This window comes from Azohydromonas sp. (assembly GCF_035325925.1).
GTDB lineage: Bacteria > Pseudomonadota > Gammaproteobacteria > Burkholderiales > Burkholderiaceae_C > Calidifontimicrobium.
Genome location: NZ_DAOKZA010000038.1, coordinates 24,689 through 37,451, shown reverse-complemented (window position 1 = coordinate 37,451; position 12,763 = coordinate 24,689). Strand labels below are relative to the sequence as shown.

The 12,763-nt window shown below is 72.1% G+C and carries 13 protein-coding genes; 4 read left to right on the top strand and 9 right to left on the bottom strand.

What is annotated here, in order from left to right; translation table 11 throughout:
- The 3 genes from PKC53_RS13790 to PKC53_RS13780 form a co-directional block, all read right to left on the bottom strand.
- Positions 1 to 508 (bottom strand): cbb3-type cytochrome c oxidase subunit I (locus PKC53_RS13790; protein ID WP_324429542.1); only part of this gene is annotated, 508 nt, incomplete at its 3' end.
- A gap of 10 nt (positions 509 to 518) precedes the next feature.
- Entirely contained in the window at positions 519 to 1,058 is a 540-nt protein-coding gene (locus PKC53_RS13785) for a cytochrome C oxidase subunit II (protein ID WP_324429540.1), read from the bottom strand.
- Between the two features lie 33 nt (positions 1,059 to 1,091).
- Positions 1,092 to 1,253, bottom strand: a complete 162-nt coding sequence (locus PKC53_RS13780; protein ID WP_324429538.1) for a hypothetical protein — start codon at positions 1,251 to 1,253, stop codon at positions 1,092 to 1,094.
- 218 nt (positions 1,254 to 1,471) lie between these two features.
- On the opposite strand from PKC53_RS13780, the gene PKC53_RS13775 reads away from it, so the two are divergent.
- A complete protein-coding gene (locus PKC53_RS13775) occupies positions 1,472 to 2,335 on the top strand; it encodes a COX15/CtaA family protein (RefSeq protein WP_324429536.1) in 864 nt (287 codons plus the stop codon).
- A 114-nt stretch (positions 2,336 to 2,449) separates the two neighbouring features.
- Complete coding sequence (locus PKC53_RS13770; RefSeq protein WP_324429534.1) at positions 2,450 to 3,151, top strand: Crp/Fnr family transcriptional regulator; 702 nt, start codon at positions 2,450 to 2,452, stop codon at positions 3,149 to 3,151.
- Positions 3,152 to 3,170: 19 nt separating this feature from the next.
- Here PKC53_RS13770 and PKC53_RS13765 read toward each other — a convergent pair whose 3' ends face one another.
- The 6 genes from PKC53_RS13765 to gdhA all read right to left on the bottom strand — a co-directional run bounded on the left by PKC53_RS13765 (position 3,171) and on the right by gdhA (position 9,283).
- The gene (locus PKC53_RS13765) at positions 3,171 to 4,415 is read right to left on the bottom strand and encodes a cytochrome D1 domain-containing protein (RefSeq protein WP_324429532.1); all 1,245 of its coding nucleotides are present in this window, start codon (positions 4,413 to 4,415) and stop codon (positions 3,171 to 3,173) included.
- Positions 4,412 to 4,906: an Lrp/AsnC family transcriptional regulator gene (locus PKC53_RS13760; protein ID WP_324429530.1), complete on the bottom strand. Its 495-nt coding sequence runs from the start codon at positions 4,904 to 4,906 to the stop codon at positions 4,412 to 4,414. The genes PKC53_RS13765 and PKC53_RS13760 overlap by 4 nt, the downstream gene beginning before the upstream one ends.
- Complete coding sequence (locus PKC53_RS13755) at positions 4,894 to 5,349, bottom strand: Lrp/AsnC family transcriptional regulator (RefSeq protein ID WP_324429528.1); 456 nt, start codon at positions 5,347 to 5,349, stop codon at positions 4,894 to 4,896. Before PKC53_RS13755 ends, PKC53_RS13760 begins: the two co-directional genes overlap by 13 nt.
- Positions 5,350 to 5,391: 42 nt before the next feature.
- Positions 5,392 to 5,715, bottom strand: a complete 324-nt coding sequence (locus PKC53_RS13750; protein WP_324429526.1) for a c-type cytochrome — start codon at positions 5,713 to 5,715, stop codon at positions 5,392 to 5,394.
- A gap of 66 nt (positions 5,716 to 5,781) precedes the next feature.
- Entirely contained in the window at positions 5,782 to 7,497 is a 1,716-nt protein-coding gene (locus tag PKC53_RS13745; protein ID WP_324429524.1) for a cytochrome D1 domain-containing protein, read from the bottom strand.
- 442 nt (positions 7,498 to 7,939) lie between these two features.
- A complete protein-coding gene (gene gdhA / locus PKC53_RS13740; RefSeq protein WP_324429522.1) occupies positions 7,940 to 9,283 on the bottom strand; it encodes an NADP-specific glutamate dehydrogenase in 1,344 nt (447 codons plus the stop codon).
- Positions 9,284 to 9,551: 268 nt separating this feature from the next.
- Between gdhA and PKC53_RS13735 the strand changes: the two genes are divergently transcribed.
- Positions 9,552 to 11,513, top strand: a complete 1,962-nt coding sequence (locus PKC53_RS13735) for a TonB-dependent receptor (protein ID WP_324429520.1) — start codon at positions 9,552 to 9,554, stop codon at positions 11,511 to 11,513.
- Positions 11,514 to 11,682: 169 nt separating this feature from the next.
- Complete coding sequence (locus tag PKC53_RS13730) at positions 11,683 to 12,702, top strand: peptidase U32 family protein (protein WP_324429518.1); 1,020 nt, start codon at positions 11,683 to 11,685, stop codon at positions 12,700 to 12,702.
- Positions 12,703 to 12,763: the final 61 nt, after the last annotated feature.

Sequence of the window (12,763 nt, the reverse complement as noted above, 5' to 3'; positions counted from 1 at the left end):
GCTTGGCCACGACCAGCGTGCCGAAGAACACGAAGCAGGCGATCAGCGCGCCGACGGCGAACAGGATCAGGCCGAGGTAGAAGTTCGGCTCGGCCATCATCGGCACGTAGCTGGTCATCATCACGCTCGACGCGCCGCGGAACACCGCGACGTTGTTCAGCACCGCGCCGACGACCATCAGCACGAACGCCAGCCAGGCGATCTTCGGCGTCGCGATGCGACAGCGCAGCAGCGTCGACGACGCGAAGTACAGCACGGCGACCTCGAAGAAGATGATCCAGAAGATCAGCATGTCGATGCCGTGTGCCGTCAGCCACATGTAGAAGGTGTCGGCCGGCAGCAGGTGCACCGCGGGCCAGCGCGTCAGCACGACGCCGATGGCCAGGATGCCGCCGATCAGCAGCCAGACCACGCCGACGAAGGCGTTGGCCTTGATCAGCCACTCGGCCTGGTTCTCGAACTGCAGCCCCGATCGGGGGCAGGTCCGGTAGGTGGTGGTCACGCTCATCGCCTCCCCCTCACTTGACGTACAGGCGGCCGACCATCTGGTGATGGCCGATGCCGCAGAACTCGTTGCACACGATGGAGAACTGCCCCGACTGGTTCGGCGTCACCGTGACCACGTGCTCGAAGCCGGGCACCATCTGGATGTTGATGTTGGTCGGCTGCAGCGAGAAGCCGTGGTTGTAGTCGAGCGCCGTCAGGTGCAGCCGGTAGGTCTTGCCCTTCTCAAGCTCGAGGATCGGCCAGAAGTTCCACAGCCGCGCGATCAGGTAGACGTCGCTGCCCGGCGGCGGCGCGACCACCGGGATCTTCTCGTCGGTCTCGGTGCGCACCGTGTACTTGTCGACCATCGCCTGCGTCTTCTCGGTGAAGCGCTCGGGCGTGGTGCGGTAGGTCTCGGTGGACAGGTTCTGGTCGCCCCAGATGTGCCAGCCCACCATCATGAAGAACATGATCAGGCACCAGGTCAGCGCGATCGCGATCCACGTGCCTTCGACACGGTCGATCGGATGCTTGTACCAGAGGCGTTCGCTGGGCGGGAGGATGGCGCTCATCGTGCAGTCCCTCGTTCTTGGATGGGGCGGCGGCTACTTGCCGACCGGGATCGACAGGATGTCGATGACGCCCCACAGGTTGTAGAGCACCATCGGGATCAGCACGCCCAGGAACAGCAGCATGAACGGGTTGTCGAGCAGCTTCTGCATGAACGGCACCGGCTCGTTCTCGTCGTCGTGATGGTGTTGGCTCATCGCATCTCTCCTTGGTGCGCGGACGTGGACCGACCAGGACCGGTCCGACGGGTGCGGTGGATTGTGGAAATGGGGGCCGGTGCCCGAATTGATGCAATTCAAGAATGTCAGATATTTCTTTAAGCGCCGCCTGGGGTCAAATACCGATGCCACGACGGCGCGCGACGCTGCAGCATCGCGACAACCGAAGGTTGTGTCTGCGCGCTGCGCGCCCGTCCTTGCCTGCCCACGTCCTCGTCGATCACGCCGCACGGCGCGCGGCGCCCGCCACCGCCCTGGCGCGCGGCTGCGTGCTGCTGCTGTTCGCGGTGGCCGCGCTGAGCGCGACGCTGCGGCTGTCGCATGCGCCGCAGGCCGAGCCGCTGCTGTCGCAGGCCGTCGTCGACGTCGTGCGCGGCGCGCACCGCCTGAGCGCCAGTGCCGCGCTGCTGGTGATCGTCGCGATGCTGTGGGCGGCGCTGCGCCGGCAGCCGGGGCGCTGGACATCGGCGGCACTGCCGGCGACGCTGCTCGCGCTGGCGCTGGCGCTGGCCGTGCTCGGCGTGGCCACGCCCGGCGCCCGGCTGCCGGCGATCACGCTGGGCAACCTGCTCGGCGGCTGGCTGATGCTCGCGCTGGCCTGGCGGCTGGCCGGGCCGGCGCACGGCCGCGGCGTCGGCGGCCTGGCCGCGGTGACGGCGTCCTTGCTGCTCGCGCAGGCCGCGCTGGGGGCGATGGGCGGCGCGTCGGTCGCCGGCGCCGGCTGCGGGGGACTGGGCGAATGCCTGCAGCGCGCCGCCGACGGCGGGTGGCCGCTGTCGGCGCTGGATCCGTGGCGCGAACCCGCGGGCGCGGTCGCCGCGTCGACCGCGCGCATGCTGCACGTCGGCACCGCGGTGCTGCTGCTGCCGCTGGCCGCCGGCGTCGCCCTCGCCGCCGCCCGGCTCGGCCGGCGCGACGAGGCGACGCGGGTGCTGGCGCTGCTGGCGGCGCTGGCGCTGCTGGGCGTCGGCGTGGCCGCCTTCGGCTGGCCCTGGCCGGCCGCGCTGGCGCACAGCCTGGCCGGCACGTTGCTGTTGGCGCACCTCGTGGCGCTCGTCTGACGCGGCGACGCCCGCGTCGGCGGCCGTGGTCGGCGCGACGCCCGGCTTGATGGATGTCAACGCAACGGGCACCGCCCGGTCCACAATCGCGCCGTCCCCGTCCCGGAGCCGAACATGGAGTCCCGCCCGTTCGACGTGCCGCGGTACCTGTCGGTACTGCCGCTGTTCAACGAGCTCAGTCCCGCCGAGCTGACGAAGGTCGCCGCCGGCTGCCAGCTGCGTCGCCTGGCGCGCGGCGACATGGTGTTCCGCGTCGGCGACCCGTGCAACGAGTTCCACGTCGTCGTCACCGGCCAGGTCAAGCTGTTCGTGTTGTCGCCGGGCGGCAACGAGAAGGTCGTCGAACTGATCGGCCCGGGCCACAGCTTCGGCGAGGCCATCATGTTCACCGACCGTCCGTACATCCTCAGCGCGCAGGCACTCGCCGACACGCTGCTGCTGACGGTGGGCAAGCCGGCGGTGATCGACGAGATCAAGCGCGACCACCGCTTCGCGCTGCGCCTGCTGGCGGGCATGTCGCGCCGGCTGCACGGGCTGATCCACGACGTCGAGGCCTATGCGCTGCACTCGGGGCTGCAGCGCGTGATCGGCTACCTGCTGCGCGACCAGAGCGTCGACGGCTGCGACCCGGCGGCGGTGCAGACCGTGACGCTGCCGGTGAGCAAGGCGGTGATCGCGTCGCGGCTGTCGCTGACGCCGGAGTACTTCTCGCGCGTGCTGCACGAGCTCGAGTCCAAGGGGCTGATCGAGATCGATCGCCGCGAGATCCGCATCCTCGGCGCGAAACGGCTGGCCGAGTACCGCATGCAGGCCTGAGCTCCCGCGGCGGGTCCGGTCAGCCGCAGTCGCCGGCAGTCGGCGTGCCGTCGAGCGCGACGCGCCCGTGCAGCGCGCCGCTGGCGACGTTCCACACGACCAGCTGCGGCGCCGGCGTGCGCAGCGCCAGCGCGGCGAAGGTACCCGTCGCGTCGAAGCGCAGGCCGCCGATCGCGGCACCGTCGAACGTGTCGCTGCCGGCCGGCTCGAGGCGCTGCGCGTCGACGCGGTGCACGACGACGCGGCGCTCGCCGTCGGCCGCGACACACCAGACCCACGGCGAGCCCGGCGGCGCGTGCAGCGTGCCGTCGCGTGACGGCGCGGGCACGCTGCCGATCAGGTCGCCGCGCCGCAGGCCCACCAGGCTCCAGCGCGCCGCGTCGCGGTGCGGCAGCAGCAGCGCGCGATCGCCGCGGTGCCCGACCACCGCCCCCGCGCCCGGGCGCGGCGCGTCGGCCAGCGCGACCGCGGCGATCGCACGGCGGATGTCGAGGTTGTGCGTCAGCACCACGTCGCCGCCGTCGGCGCCGCGCGTGCGCGCCAGCACCTGCGGGCGCAGCGGGTCGACGAACGGGTCGGCCAGCGGGGCGGCCAGCGGCGAGCGGCGCACGCCGAGGAAGCCGGCGCTGGGAATCGCCTCGCCCATGCGGAAGTCGTGCACCAGCCCGTCGTAGATCGGCTCGGCCTGCGGGTCCAGCGAAATCTCCCACAGCTCGGGCAGGTCGCGCAGCGCGACGACGAAGCTGCGCCGCGCGGCGTGCGCCGCCACCGCGGCGACGCGCGAAGGCAGGCGCTTCGCGAGGTCGGCCACCGCGTAGCGGCGCAACAGCTGCAGCCGGTCGTCGACGATCACCAGCGCCGGCGCATCGGCATCGGCGGCGATCAGGTGCTGCGCGTCGCCGGACCACGCCAGCGCACCGATGCGGCCGAGCAACGCCGCTCTCGCCAGCCAGCGGCCGGTGCACGCGTCGAGCAGCGCCAGCGCGCCGTCGCCGCCGCCGAGCGCGAAGCGTGCGCCGGACGGGTCGGTCGCACCGACCATGGCGGCCGCGATCGGCACGCGGTGACGCAGCCGCAGCGCGCGGGCGTCGACGCTGCACGCGAACGCCGCGTCGGCGACGACGACGAGGTGCGGCGCCGTGCGCGCCGCGGCGTCCCCCGGCGCGGCCGGCGCCGGCCGGGGCCGACCGGCGCCCAGCGCGGCGCCGAGCGCGCCACCGGCGAACCGGCGGCGCGACCAGCCGCGCGTGGGTGCGTCGTTCACGGCGCGCGCTTGAGCACGCGTTCGCGGTGCAGCACCTCGTGGCCGCGGCAGGCGTCGGCGAGCAGGCACAGGATCTGCAGCACGCCGCGGTCGATCTCGGCGGTGTCGCGGCCGTGCAGCACGGCGAACAGGTTGTACGGCCAGTCGGGCGCGCGGCGCGGGCGGCGGCAGCAGCGCAGCACGAAGCCGAACGCGGCCACCTTGTCGCCGAGTTCGTCGACGCGGCGGTCGTCGACGTCCCACACGCTCAGCGCGTGGCGGCCCAGGCCGACCTGCTGCGCGTCGGGCAGCACGCCGATGCGCAGCAGCGCGCCGTCGCGCAGCAGCGTGCCGAGCCGCGCGCGCACCTGCGCGCCGCTGGTGCCGAGCCGGCGGGCGATCTCGTCGTAGGGGCGCGACACCAGCGGCAGCCCGTCGCGCGTGGCCTCGAGCAGCCGGCGGTCGAAGTCGGCGAGGGCCGCAGCGCGGCCGGGGCGGGTCACAGCAGCCACAGCAGCGTCCCCGCGTAGCTGATCTCGTGCGGCAGCACGAGCAGCGGCGCGCCGATGCGTGCCGCCGCCTGCGCGCACGCCGCGTCGAGCGCGAGCGCCGACTCGGCGACCAGCGCGAACCACAGGTTGTAGCGGTGCCGGCGCTGCTCGGCGTGCACGACCGACGGCAGCGTGCAAACGCGCGCGGCCACCGCGTCGACCTCGTCGCCGGGCACCTGCGCGCCGATCAGCGCCGAGCGCCGCGACCCGCCCGTCGCGTGCGGCACCTGCGGCACCGGCGCGCCGATCACGCCGAGGTCGTGCAACCGGCGCAGCCGCGCGAGCACCTGCGCCTCGCCGAGGCCCAGTTCGGCGGCGACATCGGCGTACGGCGTGGCCGACAGCGGGAAGTCGGTGGCCAGCCTGGCGATGAGCTGCGCGTCGGTCGTGTCGAGCGCCGGCATCGTGCTGCGCCCCCGGCGTCGGTCGACCTCGGCGCGCGCCGCTCAGGTGGTCGACAGGATGAACTGGATGCCGGCCTTGAGCGCGTCGTCGCTGATCTTGTCCGGCCCGGTGGGCGGCATCGGCACGGGGCCCCACACGCCCTTGCCGCCGGCGCGGACCTTGGCCGCCAGGTCGGCGACCACGTCCTTGCCCTTGTACTTGGCGGCGATGTCCTTGAACGCCGGGCCGACCATCTTCTTGTCCTTCGCGTGGCAGGCCATGCAGCCGGCCTTGGTCAGGTCGGCCTGCGCGTCGGCGTGCGCGGGCAGCGCGAAGGCCGCGGCGAGCAGCGCGGCGGCGAACAGCGAGGCTGGGGTCTTCTTCATCGGGCAATCTCCAGGCAAAGGGAAGGCGCCGCGCGCCCTTGGCAGGCCCGCGGCGCCGCTCACGCGTCAGTAGACGTCGTGCTGCGTGTTGTAGACGTTGAAGTGGCCGGTCGGCGTGATCAGCTTCGGGTCCTTGATCACGGCCTTCAGCTTGAGCGTCTTGTCGTCGACGACGACCAGCGCGCTCTCCTTGTTCTTCGCCGACCACACCGCGAACCAGACCTCGTCACCCGCCTTGTTGTACTCGGGCTGCACGACGCGCTTGGCGCCGTCGTCCTTCAGATCGGCCCACTGGGCGATCGGCAGCACGGTGAAGCCCTTGTCGAGGTTGGTGATGTCGAACACCGCCACCGACTGCGAGATCGCCGGATCGGGGTTCAGCGGCGTGTCGACGTACAGGTGCTTGGACTTCGGGTGCGTCTTGATGAACAGCGACCCGCCGCCCTGGCCCTTGAGCATCTGCACGACCTTGAAGCCTTCCTTGCGCTTCGGGTCGGTGCTGATCAGCGCGATCTGCTCGTCACCGAGGTGGCTGGTGGCCCACACCGGCCCGTGTTTCGGGTGCTTGAAGTTCGCGCCGCGGCCCGGGTGCGGGATCTTGCCCACGTCGATCAGCGCCTGCAGCTTGCCGTCCTTCGCGTCGATCGCGGCGATCTTGTTGCTGTTGTTCGCCGCCACCAGGAAGTAGCGCTTGCTGGCGTCCCAGCCACCGTCGTGCAGGAAGCGCGCCGAGCCGATCTCGGTCATCTTCAGCGCGTTCAGGTTCGAGTAGTCGACCAGCAGCGACTTGCCCGTTTCCTTGACGTTGACGATGAACTCGGGCTTGAAGTGGCTGGCGACGATCGCGGCCACGCGAGGCTCGGGGTGGAACTCCTGCGTGTCGACCGTCATGCCGCGGGTGCTGACGATCTTCTTCGGCTCGAGCGTGTCGCCGTCCATGATGACGAACTGCGGCGGCCAGTAGGTGCCGGCGATCGCGAGCTTGTCCTCGTAGCCCTTGAACTTGCTCGTGTCGACGCTGCGCGCCTCGAGGCCGACGCGGATCTCGGCGACGTTGTCGGGCTTGGCCATCCACAGGTCGATCATGTTGACCTTCGCGTCGCGCCCGACCACGAACAGGTAGCGGCCCGACGCCGACATGCGCGAGATGTGCACCGCGTAGCCGGTGGTGATGATGTTGATGATCTTCTTCGTGTCGCCGTCGACCAGCGCGATCTCGCCGGTGTCGCGCAGCGTCGTCGAGAAGATGTTGGAGATGTTGTAGTTGTTCTCCTTTTTCTTCGGGCGCTTCTCGGGCGGCACGATGACCTTCCAGGTGGCCTTCATCTCGGCCATCCCGAACTCCGGCGGCATCGGCGGGTCGTGCTGGATGTACCGCGCCATCATGTCGACTTCCTTCTCGGTCATCTCGCCCGAGGTCTGCCAGTTCGGCATGCCGGCCGGCGAGCCGTAGGCGATGAACACCTTCAGGTAGTCGGTGCCCTTGCCGAGCGTGATGTCGGGGGTCAGCGGCTTGCCGGTGGCGCCCTTGCGCAGCACCCCGTGGCAGCCGGCGCAGCGCTCGAAGTAGATCTTGCGCGAGGCGTCGAACTCGGCCTGCGTCATCGGCGGGGCCTTCGGGTTCGTCGACTGGTACATCGCCTCGCCGGCCAGCGGCGAGGCGCCGGCCTGGTACTTCAGTTCGGCCTCCGTGACGGGCTTCTGGTCGGCGGCGTGCACGCCCAGCGCGAGCGCGGCCGCCAGCGCGGCTGCCGCGTGGTGAAGTCTGTATCGCGTTCTCATGGATGCGTCCTTTGGGTTGTCGCAGGAGTGGAAATCGGGGTCGGGAACCGTGTCGCTCGGCGCGGGCCGATGGGCCTGCACCCGTTGGACCGCATGTTCGCGTTCGCCTTAGGGATTACCTTGATCTGGTTAAAGCCCCGGCGCGCTGTATTCGGCCTGCGACAGCCGACGCGATGTTTGACGGAAGTCAAGTGACGCCGAATGGGCAGCGACAAGCTGTCGCACGCGCGTCACGGCGTGCGCGTACGGCCCGTGGACCCGCGCGATGCGAGCCGCCGGAGCCGATGCGGGTGCGGCTTCGCCGTCGCATCTCCGTGGACGAGCGACCCCTGGCGGGGGCGCGCGAGGCCGTCTGCCCGCCGGCGAGAACCCGGACCCCACCCGGACCGACCGGGCGCCCGCGACGGCGCGGCGCCGCCGCAGCCGCTTCGCGCGCGGTCGGTCAGTACACGCCCTGCGCGAGCATCGCGTCGGCCACCTTGACGAAGCCGGCGATGTTTGCGCCGTCGACGTAGTTGACGCTGCCGTCGGCGCGTTTGCCGTGGCGCACGCAGTTCTCGTGGATGTCCTTCATGATCGCGTGCAGCCGCTCGTCGACCTCGGCGTGGTGCCACGACAGCCGCAGCGCGTTCTGGCTCATCTCGAGCCCCGAGGTGGCCACGCCGCCGGCGTTGCTCGCCTTGCCCGGCGCGTACAGCGTGCCGGCGGCGAGGAACACGTCGACCGCCTCGAGCGTGCTGGGCATGTTCGCGCCCTCGGCGACGCACTTGACGCCGTTGCGCACCAGCGTGCGCGCGTCGTCGGCGTCGAGCTCGTTCTGCGTCGCGCACGGCAGCGCCACGTCGGCCGGCACGTGCCAGGGCCGCTTGCCGGCTTCGAAGCGCAGCCCGTGCCGGTCGGCGAAGGCCGACAGGCGGCCGCGCTGCACGTTCTTCCACTCCATCACCGCGGCGAGCTGCTCCTCGCTCAGACCGTCGCGCACGACCAGCGTGCCGTCCGAGTCCGACAGCGTGAGCACGCGCGCGCCCATCTCCATCGCCTTCTCGGCGGCGTACTGCGCGACGTTGCCCGAGCCCGAGATCGACACGCGCAGCCCGTCGAAGCCCTGGCCCTGGCGGTGCAGCATCTCCTGGGCGAAGTACACCGTGCCGTAGCCGGTGGCCTCGGGGCGCATCAGGCTGCCGCCGTAGGCCAGCCCCTTGCCGGTGAACACGCACGACGCGTCGTTGCTGAGCTTCTTCATCATCCCGGCCATGTAGCCGACCTCGCGCGCGCCGACGCCGATGTCGCCCGCGGGCACGTCGGTGTCGCTGCCCAGGTGGCGGTACAGCTCGAGCATCAGCGCCTGGCAGAAGCGCATCACCTCGCCGTCGCTCTTGCCCTTGGGGTCGAAGTCCGAGCCGCCCTTGCCGCCGCCCATCGGCAGCGTGGTCAGCGCGTTCTTCAGCGTCTGCTCGAACGCGAGGAACTTCAGGATCGACAGGTTCACCGACGGGTGGAAGCGCATGCCGCCCTTGAACGGGCCGATCGCGCTGCTGTGCTGCACGCGCCAGGCGCGGTTGACCTGCGTGCGCCCCCGGTCGTCGACCCAGGCGACGCGAAACTGGATCACCCGCTCGGGCTCGACCAGTCGCTCGAGCAGCGCCTGCTCGGCGTAATGCGGGTGGGCCTGCACGAACGGCCACAGGCTCTGCATGACTTCGCGCACGGCCTGCAGGAACTCGCTCTGGTGCGCGTCGCGCGCGCGCACCGCGGCGAGGAACTCGTCGAGGGTCGAGTACTTCAAGGGTCGTCCTTCCGGGAGATCGCGGTTCGATGGCGGCCGCGGCCACGGCCCCGGCTGGCAGGCCCGGTCGGCGACGCACCCCAACCGTGCGTGCATGCGCCGGGCGCCCACATTCTAGGGGGGCGGGTTGCGCCGTCCCGGCGTCTGTCGCCGCCGATGTGGCTCGTGGTCGACACCGATCGCCGACTTAACCCACATCAAGTCGAATCCCTCGGCCGGAGGCTAACGTGCCCGCGATTCGAGACACGACACCGGTTCGGGGCACGCAGTGAGCAAGCACGCATTGGGCAGGGACAGCACATGGCCGCAGCGGCACGCGCTGGCGGTGGCGGCAGCGATGCTGGCCGCGCCGGCCGCGGCCCAGCCGGCCGACGAGGCGCCGGCGACGACCGTGGTGGTCACGGCGACGCGCCACCCGATGCTCGAGGTCGACGCCCCCGCGGCGATGAGCGTGGTCACCCGCCGCGACATCGAGCAGCGTGGCGCCGACGGCGTGCTCGACGCGATCCGCGGCGAAACCGGGCTGAGCCTGCAGGGGCGCAGCATCGGCGGGCGCAAGGTGCTGTCGATCCGCGGCATGGACAGCAAGCACACGCTGTTCCTCGTCGACGGGCGGCGCGTCGGCGCCAGCGACGGCGTCATCGGTCACTCCGACTTCCAGTACGACTGGATCGCGGTCGACGACATCGAGCGCATCGAGGTGGTGCGCGGCCCGCTGTCGGTGCTGTACGGGTCGGAGGCGATGGGCGGCGTGGTCAACGTGATCACGCGCCGGCCCGGCGAGCGCTGGCGCTTCGGCGCGCGCGTCGAGAAGTCGTGGGCCGACGACGACCGCGGCGGCGACGGCTGGCGCGTCGGCGCGCAGGCCGACGGGCCGTTGTCCGAACGCTGGTCGCTGCGCGCCGGCGCCGCGAAGTCCGAACGCGACGCGCTGGCCTCGGTCGAGGATCCGCGCATCGACGAGCTCGAGGGTCGCGACAAGCGCGACGGCTGGCTCGCGCTGGGCTGGCGTCCGGCCGACGGGCACCGCGTCGACCTCGAGCACCGCGAGGGGCGCGAGGACCGCGTGGCCGGCGCACGCGAGCGCAGCGGCCAGCGCCGCTACCACGAGACCGTCAACGACATCGCGCGCAGCCTCAGCTCGATCGGCTGGGAGGCCGACTGGGGTGGCGCCCGCGGGCTGAGCACGCAGCTGCGCGCCTACCGCGCGACGATCGACGTCGAGAACCGACGCACCGCCGGCGTGGCCATCAACCCGCCGCAGCGCATCGACGACCGCGTGCTCGAAGGCCAGGCCCGCTTCGACCTCGGCACGCACGGGCTGACCACCGGCTTCGAGGCGCGCAACGAGTCGCTCGAGGACCCGGGGCTGCCCGGCGGGCGCTCGATCGCGCAACACCGCTCGCTGTACCTGCAGGACGAGCTGGCGCTGGCGCAGCGGCTGAACCTGACGCTGGGTCTGCGCCACGACCGCCACCAGCTGTTCGGCCACGAGTGGAGCCCGCGCGCGTACCTGGTGTGGCGCGCCGGCGAGGCCTGGACCGTCAAGGGCGGCTACAGCCACGGCTTCAAGGCGCCGAACCTCAAGCAGATCGTGCCCGGCGCGCGGCGTGAAGGCCCGAACAGCTTCCTCGGCAACCCGGACCTGCAGCCCGAGACCAGCGACGCGGTCGAGCTCGGCGTGGGTTACGCCGCCGGCGGCCGCGAGGCGCAGCTGGTGCTGTTCGAGCAGCGCATCGACGACCTGATCGAGGTGCGGCTGGTCGCCCCGGGCCCGGTGCCCGGCGTCGGCACGTTCACCTACGAGAACCTCGAGCGCGCGACGCTGCGCGGCGTCGAGGCGTCGTACGCGCAGCCGCTGGGCGCCGGGTTCTCGACGCTGCTGAGCTACACCTACCTCGATGCGAACGACGGCGACGGCCGACGACTCGAACGCCGGCCGCGCCACAGCGCCACCGTGCGCCTGGACTGGCAGCAAGGCGGCTGGCGCGCCGGCGCGCGCGCCGAGTACAGCGCCGACCAGTTGCTGCCGCCGGCCACCGGGGCGGCCCGGCGCGCGCCCGACGTGACGCTGATCGGCGCGCACCTGGCGCGCGCGCTGACACCGCAGCTCGAGCTGGCGCTGGGCGTCGACAACCTGACCGACGTGCGCCTGGCCGACGAGTCGCCGCTGTTCACGCACGTCGAGCCGCCGCGCACCTGGCGCGTGGCGCTGCGCGCGAGGTACTGAACGCGCCGCGCGTCGCCGCGCGGGGTGCTGAGCGCGCGGCGGATCGCCGCGCGGGGTGCCGAGCGCGCGGCGGATCGCCGCGCGGGTCGGGCCGACGCTTGACCGGCGACAAAACCATGACGCGGGCCGCTGCCTAGAGTCGGCGGTTTCGTCGCGAACGATCCCGCCCATGACTTCGCCTTCCCCCCGCCGCCGGCCCGACCTGGTGTGCCCGGCCGGCTCGCTGCGCGCGCTGCAGATGGCCGTCGACGCCGGCGCCGACGCGGTCTACCTGGGCCTGAAGGACGCCACCAACGCACGCAACTTCGCCGGGCTGAACTTCGACGACGCGCAGGTGCGCGAGGGCGTGCGCTACGCGCACGCGCGCGGCCGCCAGGTGCTGATGGCGCTGAACACCTACGCCGACGCGCGCGACACCACGCCGTGGCAGCGCGCGGTCGACCGCGCCGCCGAGCTCGGCGCCGACGCGCTGATCGTCGCCGACACCGCGGTGATGGCGTACGCCCGGCGCCACCACCCGGCGATGCGCCTGCACCTGTCGGTGCAGGCGTCGGCGACCACCTACGAGGCGATCGAGTTCTACCGCGAACGCTACGGCATCTCGCGCGCGGTGCTGCCGCGCGTGCTGACGCTGTCGCAGGTGCAGCACGCGATCCGCCACACCGCCGCCGAGATCGAGGTGTTCGGCTTCGGCAGCCTGTGCGTGATGGTCGAGGGCCGCTGCGCGCTGTCGAGCTACGTCACCGGACAGAGCCCGAACACCGCCGGCGTGTGCTCGCCGCCGTCGGCGGTGCGCTGGGACGAGACGCCGCAGGGCGTCGAGGCGCGGCTGGGCGGCGTGCTGATCGACCGCTACGCGCCCGACGAGCCGCGCGGCTACCCGACGCTGTGCAAGGGGCGCTTCGTCGTCGACGGCGAGCGCGACTACGCGATCGAGGAGCCGACCAGCCTGAACACGCTGGCGATCCTGCCGCAGCTCATCGAGGCGGGCGTCGCGGCGGTCAAGATCGAGGGCCGCCAGCGCAGCCCGACCTACGTCGCCGAGGTCACGCGCGTGTGGCGCGCAGCGATCGACCAGGCCGCGTCGGGCGCGCGCTACGCGGTGCAGCCGGGCTGGTCGGCGCAACTGGCGCGCTGGGCCGAGGGGCAGCAGCACACGCTGGGGGCCTACGACCGGCCGTGGCGGTGATACCCCCCGAAGCGCCTGCGGCCGCTCGAGGGGTCGGCGAGCTTCGACCTGATCAGGCGAT